Source organism: Pseudoalteromonas sp. S4492, assembly GCF_005886115.1.
GTDB lineage: Bacteria > Pseudomonadota > Gammaproteobacteria > Enterobacterales > Alteromonadaceae > Pseudoalteromonas > Pseudoalteromonas gelatinilytica.
This window is the reverse complement of record NZ_PNCP01000045.1, coordinates 42,923-60,153: the sequence shown is the minus strand read 5'-3', so window position 1 is coordinate 60,153 and position 17,231 is coordinate 42,923. Positions and strand designations below refer to the sequence as shown.

General features: G+C 41.8%; 14 protein-coding genes. 3 read left to right on the top strand and 11 right to left on the bottom strand.

What is annotated here, in order from left to right; translation table 11 throughout:
- Positions 1–6: 6 nt before the first annotated feature.
- The 8 genes from CWC28_RS15490 to ccoN all read right to left on the bottom strand — a co-directional run bounded on the left by CWC28_RS15490 (position 7) and on the right by ccoN (position 7,133).
- Entirely contained in the window at positions 7–678 is a 672-nt protein-coding gene (locus CWC28_RS15490) for a sulfite exporter TauE/SafE family protein (protein ID WP_105174249.1), read from the bottom strand.
- Positions 671–838 carry a cbb3-type cytochrome oxidase assembly protein CcoS gene (ccoS, locus tag CWC28_RS15485; RefSeq protein ID WP_054553052.1) on the bottom strand — a complete coding sequence of 56 codons (168 nt, stop codon included), beginning with the start codon at positions 836–838 and terminating at the stop codon, positions 671–673. Before ccoS ends, CWC28_RS15490 begins: the two co-directional genes overlap by 8 nt.
- Positions 835–3,210 carry a heavy metal translocating P-type ATPase gene (locus tag CWC28_RS15480; protein ID WP_105174248.1) on the bottom strand — a complete coding sequence of 792 codons (2,376 nt, stop codon included), beginning with the start codon at positions 3,208–3,210 and terminating at the stop codon, positions 835–837. Before CWC28_RS15480 ends, ccoS begins: the two co-directional genes overlap by 4 nt.
- 9 nt (positions 3,211–3,219) lie before the next feature.
- Positions 3,220–3,711, bottom strand: coding sequence for a FixH family protein (locus CWC28_RS15475; protein ID WP_063704811.1), 492 nt, complete (start codon positions 3,709–3,711; stop codon positions 3,220–3,222).
- A 148-nt stretch (positions 3,712–3,859) separates the two neighbouring features.
- Positions 3,860–4,825 carry a cytochrome-c oxidase, cbb3-type subunit III gene (gene ccoP / locus CWC28_RS15470; protein WP_105174247.1) on the bottom strand — a complete coding sequence of 322 codons (966 nt, stop codon included), beginning with the start codon at positions 4,823–4,825 and terminating at the stop codon, positions 3,860–3,862.
- Complete coding sequence (locus CWC28_RS15465; RefSeq protein ID WP_054561331.1) at positions 4,822–5,007, bottom strand: cbb3-type cytochrome oxidase subunit 3; 186 nt, start codon at positions 5,005–5,007, stop codon at positions 4,822–4,824. Before CWC28_RS15465 ends, ccoP begins: the two co-directional genes overlap by 4 nt.
- A 5-nt stretch (positions 5,008–5,012) precedes the next feature.
- Complete coding sequence (gene ccoO, locus CWC28_RS15460) at positions 5,013–5,687, bottom strand: cytochrome-c oxidase, cbb3-type subunit II (RefSeq protein ID WP_105174246.1); 675 nt, start codon at positions 5,685–5,687, stop codon at positions 5,013–5,015.
- Between the two features lie 12 nt (positions 5,688–5,699).
- Positions 5,700–7,133, bottom strand: a complete 1,434-nt coding sequence (gene ccoN, locus CWC28_RS15455; RefSeq protein WP_063704817.1) for a cytochrome-c oxidase, cbb3-type subunit I — start codon at positions 7,131–7,133, stop codon at positions 5,700–5,702.
- A 345-nt stretch (positions 7,134–7,478) separates the two neighbouring features.
- Between ccoN and CWC28_RS15450 the strand changes: the two genes are divergently transcribed.
- From CWC28_RS15450 to CWC28_RS15440, 3 genes are all read left to right on the top strand, one after another.
- Positions 7,479–7,898: a hypothetical protein gene (locus CWC28_RS15450; RefSeq protein ID WP_105174245.1), complete on the top strand. Its 420-nt coding sequence runs from the start codon at positions 7,479–7,481 to the stop codon at positions 7,896–7,898.
- 586 nt (positions 7,899–8,484) lie between these two features.
- Positions 8,485–11,076: a TonB-dependent receptor plug domain-containing protein gene (locus CWC28_RS15445; RefSeq protein ID WP_105174244.1), complete on the top strand. Its 2,592-nt coding sequence runs from the start codon at positions 8,485–8,487 to the stop codon at positions 11,074–11,076.
- A 108-nt stretch (positions 11,077–11,184) separates the two neighbouring features.
- Positions 11,185–12,561 carry a hypothetical protein gene (locus CWC28_RS15440; protein ID WP_138625386.1) on the top strand — a complete coding sequence of 459 codons (1,377 nt, stop codon included), beginning with the start codon at positions 11,185–11,187 and terminating at the stop codon, positions 12,559–12,561.
- A 70-nt stretch (positions 12,562–12,631) separates the two neighbouring features.
- On the opposite strand, the gene CWC28_RS15435 is transcribed toward CWC28_RS15440, so the two are convergent.
- Genes CWC28_RS15435 through mfd form a run of 3 tightly spaced genes read right to left on the bottom strand, consistent with a single transcriptional unit; the run spans position 12,632 to position 17,213 of the window.
- Entirely contained in the window at positions 12,632–12,895 is a 264-nt protein-coding gene (locus CWC28_RS15435) for a DUF3862 domain-containing protein (RefSeq protein ID WP_063706142.1), read from the bottom strand.
- An 11-nt stretch (positions 12,896–12,906) separates the two neighbouring features.
- Positions 12,907–13,740: a CsiV family protein gene (locus tag CWC28_RS15430; protein WP_138625385.1), complete on the bottom strand. Its 834-nt coding sequence runs from the start codon at positions 13,738–13,740 to the stop codon at positions 12,907–12,909.
- Positions 13,740–17,213 carry a transcription-repair coupling factor gene (gene mfd, locus CWC28_RS15425; RefSeq protein WP_105174242.1) on the bottom strand — a complete coding sequence of 1,158 codons (3,474 nt, stop codon included), beginning with the start codon at positions 17,211–17,213 and terminating at the stop codon, positions 13,740–13,742. The genes CWC28_RS15430 and mfd overlap by 1 nt, the downstream gene beginning before the upstream one ends.
- Positions 17,214–17,231 lie beyond the last annotated feature (18 nt).

Genomic DNA, 17,231 nt, shown 5'->3' with positions numbered 1-17,231 from the left:
GTAAGATTAATGAACTAGCTTATCGGTTGCTATAATTAATAAGTATATACCGTACCATATTATTACGCTGCCTAGAATAACCCTAGTCCAAACATGGTTGAAAATAGTGTTTATTTTCTGGCTGACTAGACCTACGCTTATCATCGCAGGAAAGGTTCCTAACGCGAAAAATAACATAACACCTGCACCATGTAAGGCTGATGGGCTAGTGAGTGCCCAGGTTAGCGCTGAATAAACTAAACCACAGGGCAACCAGCCCCATAAAGCGCCATACAGCAGGGCTTTTGGGGTTGTATCAACCGGTAACAAATAACGATTGAGCTTCGCTAGATGCTGCCATATTAAGGTTTTACCAAGCTTTTCTAGCCACTGTAGGGTTGCTGCTAAGCGCATAATATAAACCCCAACAAGGAGCATAAAAATACCACTTAAAAACGACAAGGCTATTGAAATCGTAGTATTTTGCGCTGCAAAACGGCTGCTAATTCCAGCGACTAGCGCGCCAGCAAGCATGTAACTAAGCGCACGGCCAAGGTTATAAGCAACAGAAAAACTGACAGCACGGTTTTTATTAGCGGCAAGCTGTAAACTACTGGCAATGCCACCACACATCGCTAGGCAATGACCACTGCCTAACAACCCCATTACAAATGCACTAATAAACAGCGGATCAATCATTACTTTTGTTGTGCTGCTCTTTATCGTCTTCGAACAGGATACTGTGGCCCTGTTTGTTTAAATCAGAAAATTGTTCGCTTTTTACAGCCCAAAAGAATACCCCAATGGCAATTAGCACAAATAAAATGGCGATCGGGATAAGCATGTAGATGATACTCATAGTTTTAATAACCTTAATGAGTTGGTAATAACCAAAATGGAGCTTGCAGACATACCAATTACAGCCATCCAAGGAGCAACAAGGCCAAGGGCTGCCAATGGTAAAATCGAACCATTGTAAATAAGTGATAATGCCAAGTTTTGCTTAACAATACGGCGCGTCTTTTTCGACACTGTGAGCAAATGCTCTATGGCGGTTAGATCACTATTGAGTAATACCACATCGGCACTGTTTTTGGAAATATCAGCGCCGGTTTCCATCGCAATCGATAAATGCGCACTGGCAAATACAGGGCTGTCATTCACGCCATCACCCACCATAGCAACAATGGCACCTTTACTGGCAAGTGCTTCGACATGGGTTTGTTTGTCACGTGGGCTACATGCTGCATGCACGGTATCTAAATTTAATTGTTTTGCAATTCGCTCACCACTGTTCGACGCATCACCCGTTAACATATGGCATTTTATCTGTTGCGAATGTAATTCAGCGATCAATTTATCTGCATTACCGCGAAGGCTATCAGCTAAGTAAAAGCGCGCCACAATTTGTTTATCGATATACAAGGTTGCTTGAGCATCTGCTTTTTCGGTATCGAACCAACCGCTTTTACCTATCGCGATATGTTGTTCGTTGAGTTCTGCGGTGATGCCTTTACCTGGTTCGATTGTGACATTCTCAATCGGATTAACTGAGTCATTGTAAGTTGCAAATGCATTAGCAATAGGGTGCTCAGAGAAGCTTTCAAGTTGTGCTGCTAGTCGTAATGCATCTGCTTCACTGTACTGGCTATTTACTAGTTCAACACGCTCTATAGTGAAACGACCTTGGGTCAGGGTGCCTGTTTTATCAAAGGCAATATCGGTTAGTTGCGGTAGCGTTTCTAATACGTGGGCTTGCTTAATTAAAATTCCACGCTTTGTTAAGCTCGCTACTGCACAGGTAAGGGCAGTAGGGATCGCTAAGCTCAGTGCACAAGGACAGGTTGCAACAAGCACCGAAATAGTGACCCAAAAGGCATGTTCGGGGTCTATTTGATACCAACCAATTGCTGTAATTGAGGCGAACAGTAATAAACAAGCAACAAACCACTGCGCGACTTTATCCGTGATTTCGACTAATCGCGGACGCTTAGTTAACGCGGTGTGTTGTAACTTAATAATTTGATTAAGCAGCGTATTTTGACCTATTTTGTTGATCTCTATACTGATCACACCATCATGGTTAATAGTGCCTGCGTAAACTTGATGGCTGATAAACTTATTAACGGGTTGATGCTCACCTGTCATCATGGCTTCATCAACCGTGGTTTTGCCTTTTGTAACAACACCATCAGCAGGAATGGTTTCACCTGCTTTGATCAACACAACATCACCCAGTTTTAGTTTTTTAGCCGCAATAATTGATTCTTGATTATTCTCATCGATAATACGAGCAGTAAGAGGCAATAACTTTTGCAAGTTAGCGGTAAACTCACTGGCTTTTAAACGAGCTCTAAATTCTAAATATTTACCCAATAGTAATAAGAAGGTAAACATACAGATAGATTCAAAATATACTTCGCCAACCGACATTAACGTGGCATAACAGCTAGCTCCATAGGCACCAAAGATCGCTAATGAAACAGGTAAGTCCATATTCAGCTGTTTGGCTTTTAAACCATTAATGGCATTGGTTAAGAATGGCAGGGCACTGTAAAGAATTACCGGTGACGCAAGGACCAAGCTTATCCAGCGAAAATACTGCTCGAAGTTCTCTTCCATGCCCGAAAACATGCCAAAATACATGGCAAAGGCGAACATCATAACTTGCATGGTCATCAGACCCGCAACCCCTAAACGGCGGATGTACGCTTTTGCGGCTTGTTGTTTTTGACTCGCTTCAAGATCTGCTTGAAATGGGTACGCTTTATAGCCGATTTCGTGTAATGAGGTGATAATTTGGCTAAGCGGTGTGACCGATTTATCCCACTGGATCATGGCACGATTAGTTGATGTATTTACATCCACGCGCTTAATTGCTTTTAAATTAAGTAATTGTTTCTCGATTAACCAAGCGCAGGCAGCACAGGTGATACCTTCGACGGTAAGAAGTACTTCTGATAAGTCATTTGTGGCAGAAATAAACTCATCTTGAATATCTTCGTTATCGTAACTTTTAATCAATTCAAGCTGCTCTGGAACTAGTTGTTCAACCTTTCCAGAGCGTACAGTTCTAAATTTATAGTAATCGGTCATGCCTTGGGCGACGATATTCTCAGCAACCGTTTGGCAACCAATACAACACATAGGTTGTGCCTTACCGTCTATTTCGACAGTCGCATTAAAGCCTTTTGGCACACTTTCAAGACAATGAAAGCAATTATCGGACATTAGAGTTTACTACTTATATTCAGGGCTAATCGAAATCGTTTTTTCAGTTGGCAGAATTACATCTTCTTTAAGTTTCCAACTGTTATCGATTGGTTCAATAAACACTGTGTATGCACCATCAACGTGGGTGTCGAGTAGGGCAGTGAAATCACCATGGGCGTTTTTCATTAAGCTCACATCAAAGTCATTGGCTTTAATGGTGCGATGATAAAATGACATTTTTAAAGAATGAACATTACTAGCATCACCTTTCGTAAAAGTGAACGTGACTTTATCGTTAGTAATATCTAAATCGCCATGTAAATAAAGCGCTTTAGCTTTATTAAATTTACTGAGTTCAAGGTTGATTGCTTTGCCTTTTTTATAATAATCGTCAACAACCATATCTGGGCCGTTGCCAATTGCCATATAAATAAGACCAGCACAGCCGATGATAGCTGCAAGTGGAAAAGAGATTAAAAACCATGGCCAAAAGTTTTTATACCAAGGAGTGGGTTTCATAGACTTATACCTTTAAAAACGTTGTACGCATTTTATCGGATCTAAAAGCAAAAGACTAAAAAAAAGCCTCCAGATGGAGGCTTTTTTGATCTTAATTAATCTATTGAATTAAAAGATTAATTGTTTATACATTTTATTAACCGCGTGGTTATTTATCTTGCGATAAGCTGTAAACGTAAGCTGTTAATAGGTGAACTTTATCTTCACCAAGAATGTCTTTCCATGCTGGCATTACACCGGCGCGGCCATTCATAAGTGTTTCTTCAACTGCACGTTTAGAACCACCGTATAACCAGATGTTATCTGTTAGGTTAGGCGCACCAAATGGTAAGTTATGTGCAACAGAACCTTTACCGTCAGCACCGTGACACGCAGCACACATTGCAAACTTAGCAGCACCTGCAGCAGCGTCTTTTTGGTTAACTGTACGGCCAGAAAGGCTAAGTACGTGAGCTGTCATTTCTTTAACACCTTGCTCGCCAAGTGCAGCACCCCAAGGTGGCATCGCAGCAACACGACCGTAAAGAAGCGTTTCTTTGATCTTGTCTGGCGTACCGCCGTATAACCAATCTTTATCAGTTAGGTTAGGGAAGCCTTGACCACCACGTGCATCTGAACCATGACACTGTGCACAGTTTTGAGAGAATAAACGTTGACCAATTTCAAGCGCTTTTTCATCTTTTACTAGTGATTCAATATCTTGCTTAGCAAATGATTCAAAGATTGGGCCAAAACGCTCATCAGCAGCGATATACTCTTGGTCTAATTGAACGTTCTCACCGTTAGCTAATGCTTGTTCAGTTGCTTCTTTAGACTCAGCTAAAGAAGTAATACCTTGGTTAGAACTTGTCCATTTACCTAAACCTTCCCAGTTACCTAAACCTGGGTAAGCTGCAAGGTAATAGACAGACCAAATGAATGTTGCGAAGAACATGTATGTCCACCACTTTGGAAGTGGATTGTTTAGTTCTTCAATGCCGTCAAACTCGTGACCACAGCTCTCGCCTTCTTTCACACCTGTGTAGTTTTTTAAGTTCCACAGAAGTAGGCCGAAGATGATAGCAAGACACGCAAGGGTTAATACGATAACCCAAATACTCCAAAAGCTAGTCATTTCTCAGACTCCTTTTCCTCGTTAGAGATTGTGTTGTTGTGTTTTTTTTCATCTTCAAAAATGGCATTAGCAGCGTTATCAAATCGGCTTTTGCTACGCTTGCTGTATGCCCATACAACAATCACAATAAACAGTACTAAAATTACCAGAGTCAAAATGCCTCTGTATGTTCCGTAATCCATAATAATTACTTCAAGTGTGTGCCAAGCTGTTGTAAGTAAGCGATTAGAGCTTGCATTTCAGTTGCGCCTTTACCATCGTTCATGGCTTCGATTTTCGCAATGTCAGCTTGTAGCTCTTCGTCACTTCCGTAACCTTTACCGTCGTAACGGTCGCTTGCTTTGTCGATTCCGAAGCTATCACGGAATACTTGAAGCTTTTTAAGTGTATGGGTCGTATCGACTCTGTTTTCGTCTAACCAAGGAAACGCTGGCATGTTTGACTCAGGAACCACAGCACGTGGGTCCATTAAGTGAGCATGGTGCCAATCGTCTGAGTAACGCTCACCAACACGAGCTAGGTCAGGACCAGTACGTTTTGAACCCCATTGGAATGGGTGATCCCATACTGTTTCACCAGCTACAGAGTAGTGACCGTAACGCTCAACCTCATCACGGAAAGGACGAATCATTTGAGAGTGACAGTTGTAACAACCTTCACGCACATAGATATCGCGGCCTTCCATTTCTAACGCTGTAAGAGGGCGTAAGCCGTCAACAGGTTTAGTCGTATCGTCTTGGAACATTAGTGGAGTAATCTCAACAAGTGCACCAAAGCTGATAGCAAAAACAGTCAAGATAGCCATAAGGCCAACGTTCTTTTCGACTATTTCGTGTTTGTTTTGTGAATTATTATTGCTCATCGTCCTACTCCATTATGCCAATTGTGCGTCAGCGTCTAGTTGAAGCGAGTCTTTTTTCGCTGTCACTGTACGATAAACGTTGTAAGCCATAATTAGCATACCAGTTACGATGAATACACCGCCTAGGAAACGCATGATATAGAATGGGTGAGAAGCTTCTAACGATTGTACAAAGCTGTACATTAACGTACCGTCAGAGTTTACTGCACGCCACATTAGACCTTGCATTACACCTGAGATCCACATTGCTACGATGTATAGAACAACACCCACAGTGTGTAACCAGAAGTGCGTGTTAACTAATTTAACACTGAACATACGGCCTTGTGAGAATAGTGCAGGGATAAGGTGGTAGATAGCACCGATAGAAATCATTGCAACCCAACCTAGTGCACCTGAGTGTACGTGACCTACAGTCCAGTCAGTGTAGTGAGAAAGCGCGTTAACTGACTTGATAGCCATCATAGGGCCTTCGAACGTAGACATACCGTAGAATGATAGAGAAACAACTAAGAAACGTAATACTGGGTCAGTACGTAGTTTATGCCAAGCACCTGATAACGTCATGATACCGTTGATCATACCACCCCAAGATGGAACGAATAAGATAACTGACATAACCATACCTAAGCTTTGCGTCCAGTCTGGAAGCGCAGTGTAGTGTAGGTGGTGAGGACCTGCCCAGATGTATAAAGAAACAAGTGCCCAGAAGTGAACTACCGATAAACGGTAAGAATAAACAGGGCGACCTGCTTGTTTTGGTACGAAGTAGTACATCATACCTAAGAAACCAGCAGTTAATAAGAAACCAACAGCGTTGTGACCGTACCACCACTGAACCATTGCATCTACAGCACCTGCGTAGATAGAGTATGATTTAGTAAGTGAAACTGGAATTGCCATGCTGTTTACAATGTGTAAAACGGCAACAGTAATGATGAAACCAGCGTAGAACCAGTTCGCAACGTAGATGTGCGATACTTTACGCTTGATTAACGTACCAAAGAATACAACTGCGTATGTAACCCAAACAATCGCGATAAGAATATCGATTGGCCATTCAAGTTCTGCGTATTCTTTTGAGCTTGTGATACCTAAAGGTAAGGTAATCGCTGCTAGTACGATAACTAGTTGCCAACCCCAGAAGGTGAAGGCTGCTAGTTTATCTGAGAAAAGGCGCGTTTGACATGTACGTTGAACGACGTAATAAGACGTCGCAAAAAGTGCACTTGTACCAAATGCGAAAATTACTGCGTTCGTGTGTAACGGACGTAGTCGAGAGTAAGTTAACCATGGTGTATCAAAGTTAAGAGCTGGCCAAGCTAATTGGGCAGCAATCAGAACCCCAACACTCATGCCAACGATGCCCCAAATCACTGTCATAATAGCGAATTGGCGTACAACTTTATAATTGTACTCAGTTTGTGATGCTACTGTTTGGCTCATTTTCTGGCTTCCGCTGCAATTAATGCGTTTTAGAAATGAATTACCCACTTTCATAAAAAGTGGGGCCTACTATTACTTCACAAGCGTGTTACCTAAAGCTAGCTAAAGATGTTAGCTTCAGAAAACAAACTCGAGAAACCCTTATTTTTGCGATGGAAATGATAAAATTTTTGACCTTAAAAAGATAGGTCAATTGCATAAAATTATGACATCAATCAAATTTTAACGCTTTGTTGGTTATTTTTTGTCAGAGATTGTATTTTTATTAGCTTATTCCATTTAGCATGGTTGTCTTTTCGCGGGTAGCTCACTAGTATCCGCTTTTATTTTATACAGGCAAATAGAGTGCGAACTAGTTTATTACCCATTTTCCTTTTCAGTGTATTTTTAGCTGCATGTGATAGCCAAAGTATAGAAGAGGGCAGCACAAGTACAAGTTGCGAAAATAACAGCCATTGTCATTACCCTAATAATGATGAAATCTGGCTAAGCAATTCTGATATAAGCCCAGAAACGCCGTTTACAATTAACCTAAAGCTGCCAAGTAATGCAAATAACCTTTCTGCAAAACTCGAAGGTGTCACTATGTACATGGGGTTTATTCCACTGCAGTTTAAAAAATCAGGTCAACTTTGGGCTGCTGATACTATGGTAGGGGCGTGTTCTGAGTCAGTAATGACTTGGAAAATGACTGTTACTTATATTAATGCAGACGATCAGCCGCAAACACTATTTTATTATTTCGATTCTCTGCAGTCTCACTAAGCCAATTTTTGCTTGCTCACCGTGTTACAAACTTAATTAACACTGTGAGCAATGTCATGACCCGGTCATCTTTTTCTATTTAAATTCTCTTCATTGGTCGTTTGTTTGTGTGAAATTACAAACAATCGGAACAAAACCTAAAAATCATCCTCTAATGCACTGTTAAACAGGCTAACTTTGTCTATTTAGTTAATTTTAGTGAATAACTATGGTTAGCAGTCTTACTAAGCCTTTACGGTTTTTATAACGTTGTGTGATCAACTTGTAAAAATTTCATTTGTAGCACTAATTAGGTGTTAGTTACACTTGATTACAAAGTGCGTGCAATTGATTTCAATCGTGTTTTTTTTGGTTCTTAAGTTTATTACTTGCCTGATTTTCTAGTGTTTTTTTCTGTTAACATTGATACATGGTGAAACCTTTTTACCTAAAATGGAAACTGTAATTTATTGCTGTTTTTTATTTGATCTATCATTCAGTTTTCGTTCAGTTAACTGCGCCTAAGTTGCCCTCCGCTGACTCGTGATTCTAATAATAACGAGCGCTACCTGACTAAAGGTAAATTTCCAACAAGTAGGGTTTTCACATGAAAAAATCAATTCTTGGTTTAGCTGTTGTATCAGCAATCCCAATGTTCTCAAGCATGCAAGTTTTAGCTGCTGATGATGCAGCAGAGTCTATTGAAAAAATTCAAGTTACAGGTTCTCGCATTAAGCGTACCGATATGGAGACGTCTAGTCCTGTAACTTTAATCGGCGCAGATGACATCAAAGCAATGGGTGCATCAAGCATCGATGGCGTTCTACAAAAAATGACTGCAGCAAGCGGTGCGATGACTAACCCTGCTGTTAACAACGGTTCAGGCGGTAACGCACGTGTTGACCTACGTGGTTTAGGTGCACAGCGTACTCTAGTACTAGTAAACGGTCGTCGTATGATCAACTCTGGTACTGGCGCAGCATCAACTGTTGACTTAAACACAATCCCAGTATCAATGATCAAGCAAGTTGAAGTACTAAAAGACGGCGCATCTGCTGTATACGGTACTGACGCGGTAGCTGGTGTTGTTAACATCATCTTAAAAGACGACTTCGAAGGTCTAGACATGAACCTTAACGGTGCTATCACTGGTGAAGGCGATGCAGACGAAACGTCTTTCGATATCACAATGGGTTCAAGCTTTGACCGTGGTAATGTTGTAATTGGTTTACAATACACTGACCGTGGCGATGCTTCTCAAGCAGACCGTGATTTCTCTGATTGTCCAATCGAAGAAGATTACGAAAACGGTAGCTTCTACTGTGGTGGTTCTTCTTACACGCCTTTCGGTCACGTTTGGGCTGAAAATGCAAGCTTACAAGGTCAAGCTGACGGCGAGTGGCACGACTTCACTTCAGCTGGTGATGCATACAACTACTCAGCAACTAGCTACCTTTACACACCAATGCGTCGTTTAAACCTAACAGGTATTGGTCACTTTGATTTAACTGACGATACTCGTTTAGTGTCAGAATTCACTTACTCTAAGCGTTGGTCAACTCAACAAATGGCTCCACAGCCAGTATGGTTTGACTTCACTTACGATGCAGCAACTATGGGTGATTCACTTCTTTCTCACGGCGTAGCTGATGGTGAAGAAATCTCTTACGGTCGTCGTATGACTGACGTAGGTCCTCGTGGTTATGAGCAAGTAGTTGACACAGTACGTGCAGTAGTTGGTCTTGACGGTGCATTCGACAACGGTTGGGGCTGGGATACTTCAGTAGTATTCGGTCGTAACGACTCAGTTGACCGCGCAACTAACCTACTTAACATGGGTTCAATCCAAGACGCAATCGAAGCGGGTGACTTCAACCCACTAAACCAATCTGATTGGTCAGGTAGCAACCTTGCACAATACAACTACACTGAAAACAACTCAGGTGGTAGCCAATTACTAGTGATCTCTGCTGGCCTTAACGGTGAAGTAATGGAACTTCCTGCAGGTTACGTTGGTTTCGCAGCGGGTATCGAGCGTCGTGAAGAAAAAGCATGGTACGTTCCAGATTCACTAACTTCACAAGGTCTTGCAAATGACCCACGTGTTGAACCAACTGGTGGTCGTTTCGACGTTAACGAAGCGTACGTTGAATTTGCTGTTCCACTACTAGCTGACGCACCATTTGCACAAATGGTTGATTTAAGCGCTGCTGTTCGTGCATTCGATTACAGCACATTTGGTTCAGACGAGACTTGGAAACTAGGTCTAACTTGGCGTGTAAACGACGAATTAATGCTACGTGCTGTTCGTTCAACTGCATTCCGTGCTCCTACAGTATCTGAGCTTTACCAAGGTAAATCACCTTCATTCGAACAAGTTAGCTTCCCTGGTGCACAAGACCAAGCTGAAGTAACTGTTGGTGGTAACGACCAATTAACGCCAGAGCTTGCTGATACAGTAACAGCTGGTTTCGTATACGCTCCAGAGTGGTTCGACGGTTTCTCAATGACTGTTGACTACTATGAAATCGAAATCGAAAACTCAATTTCAAGCGTAAACAACCAATACATCGTTGAAAACTGTCTTGATGCTTCTACTGGTGCATACAAGAACCAAGATACTGCACTATGTCAGTCTTCTGCAATCAACTTCAACCAAAGTACTGGCCGTATTAGCTTCAACAACCAATTACAAAATATTGGTAATGAATCTACTAAAGGTTACGACGTAAACTTCAAGTATGCATTTGAAGCTGCAGGTCTTAACTGGCGCACAGGTCTTGATGTAACTATTCTTGATGAGTACATCGTTGATTCAGGCACAAGCACAATCGATTACACAGGTCTTGTAACTTCAGGTATCGGTAGCTACGCGAAAGTTAAGTCTAACTTCACTCTTAACGCGTCTGGCGACAACTGGGATGCACAATACCAAGCACGTATGATCGACGGCTTAGACAGCTACTCTTGTCTTGCTGACGACAGCGAGTGTTTAGTACCAAGCGTTGGTACTGTTGTATACCACGACATCAGTGGTTCATACATCATGAACGACACAGTGTCATTCTCTGCAGGTGTTAACAACTTATTCGATAAGCAAGCACCTTACTACTCAGGTAACAATGACTCAAACACTGACCCGTACACATACGATGTACTAGGTCGTCGTTTCTTCGCTGGTATGAACATCAAGTTCTAATCTAGTTTGAAATGATTACTAAGGCCCAGTTTTTACTGGGCCTTTTTTATTGTCTGAAAGCCTATCAACGCGTAAACTAAGGGAGCATTAGTTAAAAACGAGGTGATATTGCTTAAACAAGACGAAAACTTATCTTTTATTATTGAGCCTGAGCTTAAACCACGCACAGAGCAACGACTCGACCTGTATTTTTCCATTCCGAATGAAATGAGTGTTAATCCACAAACACTGAGCGAAGAATCTTTCTTTAACAACAATTTTAAAGCGCACCTTGCGTATAACGCTAACAACATTCACTTACCCTTAGTTAGAAGCCGTTTTGTTAGTAAAAACAAAGGTGAACAACAAGATTATCGACAAAACTTAAACTTGTATTGTTATCAAGTGCGACTCGCGCTCAATGCAGATATCAAAGACACTTTAAAGTACCAAGAAGCCGATGAGTTTTATCCTGCCGCTATCGAATTGTGCGAGCAAACAAAAGGCTTGCTGAAAAAACTAAGACGCTATACACCTGATGATGAAAAGCTTCTTCCTTTTTATAAAAACGCGGATAACTACTTAAGCTGGCATGTCGAGCAGTCTTTTTTGAAGTTATTAGATGAAGGGCCGCGCAGCAGTGATTTTGCGAAAGAACGTAGTGAGCTATTAGAGTTTTGTAAAGCAGAAAACAGTTACCGAGAAGAGCAAGAGTATAACTCGCAATCTACACTCGAAGATGCCAACCGTATCACCAATAAAATGCGCCTATTACAACGTTTAATTGAGCATGGGGTGGTACTTAATCGCACTACACGGCATTTAAACAGTTACTTAAAGCGCATGGTGAAGGGCACGGTGACGGCTGTGATTATGGCCTTTGTGATGCTTGTCGTGCTGAATGCACGTTCAAACTTTACCGAAGTGACAGCAACCTTGATTTTGATCTTAGGCGTTATTTACGGTCTTCGTGAGATATTTAAAGAAGATATCACACGGGTGATCTGGCGGGCTATCGTTAGAGGGCGGCCAAAATGGCGTTTTCAGTTTAAAAACAGCATAACTAAAGACAAAATAGCCAGCCAATACATTTGGCTTGAATACACCACCTTTAAACGTATTCCTAAAGCAGTCAGAAGAATTTTTTCAAAGCGTCGTCATCAAAATAAACAAGCTGCTCAGTGGCTGCATTTTGCAAGCGAAACACAAGTTAACGCCAAAGAGTTTTTACCTGGCTACGACACCTTGCAACAAACCATGCAATTTAGCTTGGCACCCTTTGCTCGTTATTTAAAACGCGGTGAAGGTAAGCTTTATCATCTTGATAGTAACAAAATATCTAAGCAGGCTGTTGAGAGGCGCTATCAGTTAAATGTGGTTTTAGTGTTCACGCAAAGTGAAGAAGAGACTTTGTATCAGCGTTACAAGATTACGTTAAATCGCAGCAAGATCATCAATATTGAGCGTATTTACTCGCAAACAGACATTTTGAAAGATGAAAGATGAAAGATGAAAGATGAAAGATGAAAGATGAAAGATGAAAGATGAAAGGGTGGCTTTAGCCACCCACTCGGATTTATTTAGCGTCTAAACCCGTTTTGCTGTAAAGCGATACTTTGTCTGATACTAGCGTAATTTCGATATTTTTATCTTTGTTACCCCAGATACAGTTAGTGTGTAGTGTTTTTTCTTCACACTTATCTGCAGAGCCTAAAATCGCTTCTACTTCAGCTTTATCCATGCCAATTTCAATTTTTTCGTAGTTCTCTAAATTTACTTTTGAGCAACCCGCTAAAGTAAGTGCTGCAGCCGCTGCTGCAATTGCCATATATTTTTTCATAATTGTATCCATTAATGGTTGTAGCGTCTTATTTGAAGGATCATTCCCATTCGTGGGTGATCAAAATAATGTATCTCGTTACTGATCACACGTTTAAATTGTGAAAAACGTGCCTTTTCGTAATCACCGTTTTCTAAACGCTGACTAATATCAAAATCAGCATTGATGAATAGGTAATGACGAACATAAATCTTCATTAAACCGTCTAATTCCCACTCAGGTACATGTTGTAATTGTTCAGGAATATAGCGTTCAGTAGGGCCGACTAAACTAATAAAATCGTTATTTTCACTCTCTACTGGACTTGCGTGTTTTGCTAAGTGATCGCCGGAAAATAGGCGAATACTCGGTGCTCTTTTTTCACTCATTTCAGGAAAACGCCAGCCTGTGTGCAAAATGGGCGTTAAGCCTTTTCTATCAAGCTGATTTTTTTGCTCAACAAACTGTAATTGTTCTGGTGCAATTAAATATATTTCGTCTGTGTCTTCACGGGGTTCAACAACAGGTGTAACAGGCAGTTGATTATAGCTTGCTAAAAAATCAACACTGTCATCACACACGTTTGAGTGAGGATTGCTATTCACTAAAGAATCCGTGAAAGAATCACTGCGAAAGCGGCTATCACCCTCAATACATGCTTGTTTCGCTTGCGCTGTGTATGCAGGAGTTAATAGATCTTTGCTACGCTTAGCGTTGATTTCATCGTGTTTTAAACTGAAATCTTCCTGTAAATAGGGGGCCGGGCGCTGTTTATAAATAAGAACTTCTATTTCGAACCAACGTGCTGCAAATGACGAGCTTGTAAATAAGCAACAAAGCAGTAGTAAACTATTTCTAAACAACATTAATGGCTAACCTTTTTCTCGAAATCTGCAATCATTGCAGTGACCATTTTTAAGCGTTCGCGAGCGTTGGCTTCGCTAATTGCAAAGCGCAGTTTATTTGCGCCATCCATTTTATACACCTGCGGTGCACTTTGTATCAAACCTATAATGAAGCTAGGGTTAACCTTTGTATGCTGGCTAAACTCAAAATAGCCGCCTTTCGGGTTTGCTTCAATCTTTTTAATGCCAATATGACTGGCTTGCAGTTTTAATTGCTGCAAACTGAATAAGTTTTTAGTGGCGTCAGGCAGCAGACCAAAACGGTCAATCAGCTCTACCTGTAACTCGTCCATATCATTGAGGTTAGCACAGCTTGCAATGCGTTTATAGATACCTAAACGTACGTTGACATCATGAATATAATCATCAGGCAATAACGCTGGCAGCTTTAAGTCCACTTCGGTTTGCTGACCGAGTAGGTTCTCAAGGGTTGGCTCTTTACCTTCTTTGAGCGAGTTGACCGCTTGCTCAAGCATTTCCATATACAAACTAAAACCTATGGTTTGCATTTGACCTGATTGGTCATCACCAAGCAGCTCACCGGCACCACGAATTTCTAAGTCATGAGTTGCGAGCGCAAAACCTGCACCCAAGTCTTCCAGCGATTCAATCGCTTCAAGGCGTTTAACCGCATCTTTACTAAGTGATTTTGGGTTACCAGTGAGAAGGTAGGCATACGCTTGGTGATGGCTTCGGCCAACACGACCACGCAATTGATGCAGTTGTGCCAGACCGAGTTTATCTGCTCTATCCATAATAATGGTGTTGGCAGTCGGTACATCAATACCAGTTTCGATGATGGTGGTACACACAATCACGTTATATTTCTGGTGATAAAAATCACTCATAATTTGCTCAAGCTCGCGCTCTCGCATTTGACCATGTGCGGTTGTTACGCTGGCTTCAGGGACCCATTCACTGATTTCTTCAGCAACTCGGTCTATGGTTTCAACATTATTATGTAAGAAATACACCTGACCACCGCGTTTAATTTCACGCAGAATTGCTTCACGAATAAGCTCTGCATCTCTTTGTCTAACAAAGGTTTTAACCGCTAAACGTTTCGCAGGCGGTGTGGCAATAATTGATAGATCACGCATGCCACTCATTGCCATATTTAATGTACGTGGGATAGGGGTTGCTGTGAGCGTTAAAATATCGACATCGGCACGTAATGCTTTGATTTTTTCTTTTTGACGCACCCCAAAACGGTGCTCTTCGTCAACAATCAATAAGCCCAAATCTTTAAATTGAATATCTTGTTGAATTAGCTTGTGAGTACCGATAACGATATCTATTTTACCCTCAGCCATTTTATCGAGGGTGTCTTTTTGCTCTTTGGTTGAGTTAAAGCGCGATAAAACACCGACCTCAATTGGTAAATCAGCAAAACGGTCTTTAAAGTTCTCATAGTGTTGCTGTGCAAGCAGTGTGGTGGGTACAAGTACCGCAACCTGCTTGTTATCGTTTACGGCCACAAAAGCTGCACGCATTGCCACTTCAGTTTTACCAAAGCCAACGTCACCACACACTAGACGGTCCATCGCTTGCTTACTTTGCATATCACCGAGCACAGACTCAATGGCGTTGCGTTGATCGTCAGTTTCTTCAAATGGGAAGCTGTCGCTAAACTGACGATAAGCACTGCCATCAAGCTTAAATTGGTTGCCCGGTTTAGCTTGGCGTTTTGCGTAAATATCTAACAGTTCAGCAGCCACATCACGGACTTTTTCAGCGGCACGTTTCTTGGCTTTTTCCCATGCATCGGAGCCCAATTTATGGAGCGGGGCAGAGGCCTCTTCGCCACCAGAATAGCGGCTAAGCATATGTAATGCAGAAACGGGCACGTATAGCTTTGCCTCGTTAGCGTAGATTATCGTAACAAATTCAGTGATCACACCGGCAGCATCGATAGTTTCAAGGCCTTGGTAGCGGCCTACACCATGATCAAGGTGCACAATCGGTTGGCCTTCGCGTAGCTCAGCAAGGTTACGAATCAGCGCATCTTGGCTGGCTTCGTATTTGTGTTTACGGCGTCGACGTTGCGAGACCTTAATGCCTAATAATTCTTGCTCTGTGATTATAGTTAAACGCGGTTTGCCGTCTAACACCACACTTTGCTCTAGTGGCGAAACGATAAGGCCAACATCACTCGAACTGTTGGTAAAATCGCTAAACGATTCAAATTCTTTGAGCTTTAAACCACTTGGTTTTAATAAGGTGAGTAATGATTCGCGGCGGCCGTCCGATTCAACCGAGAGCAGTACACGTCCTTTTTGTTTTTTCTCGCTAGTAACGTAGTTTATTAAGCCTTGATACGGTTCATGTAACTTATGATCAATACGAACATTGGGCAGCTCTTTACTAGCCAGGTTTGTATGACCCGCTTTGGTGCCTAACTTGGCTTGCGATAAACGAATACGTGCGTATTTAGCAAATTCACCAAACAGCTCATTAACGCTTTGATATAGCTTAATTGGCTCAAGAAGTGGTCTGAGTGGATCAACACGGCGGTTTTCGTAGCGAACATTTACATCGTGCCAAAACTGATCAGCAGCATGTTCAATATCGCCATAATGCATAAACGTCGTATTGCTTGGTAAGTAATCGAAGATGGTTGCCAATCCATCAAAAAAAAGTGGCATATAATATTCGATACCGGCAGGCCAGGTTCCTTTAGTCACCTGCATATAAATTGAGTCTTGCTCTGAGCTTGCGCCAAATTGTTCACGATAATTGATACGAAAACGCTCAATGTCAGCGTCGTTAGTTGGGAATTCGTGAGCTGGTAGTAACTCAATTTTGTCGACCTTTTCATCTGAACGTTGGCTTTCAACATCAAATAAACGAATGCTGTCGAGCTCATCATCAAAAAAGTCTAAACGAAATGGGTGAGGGCTACCCATAGGGTATAAGTCAACGATAGAGCCGCGAATCGCGTATTCACCATGCTCCATCACTTGTTGTACATGTAAATAGCCCGCTTGTTCAAGGTTTTCACGTAGGGTGTGCGTATCTAGGGTATCACCCACTTTAAAGTTAAGGGTTGAACCATAAATAAACGAAGCAGGGGCTGTACGCAGCATTAAGGTCGACACTGGCACGATTAATACGCTTTGTTGTTCTTTTTTTAAGGTATTTAAGGTGGCTAAGCGCGCTGAAATAATATCTTGATGCGGCGAAAAATGATCATAAGGTAGCGTTTCCCAGTCAGGGAAGACCATGACTGGGTTTTTAGGCAATAGAAATTCGAGTTCAGTTTCAAGGCGTAGGGCGCTCGGCGTATCTGGGGTGACAATCACAACCAGCTCGTTGTGTTGTTTTACACCTTCTGCGATAGCGATGCTAAGCCCGCTACCGGTAAGTTGTCCCCATTGAATTTTATCTTTTTCAGATTTTACCCAAGGCAATGCTGCCCATTGCGCAAACGCCATTTACTACTCCTTTAAACT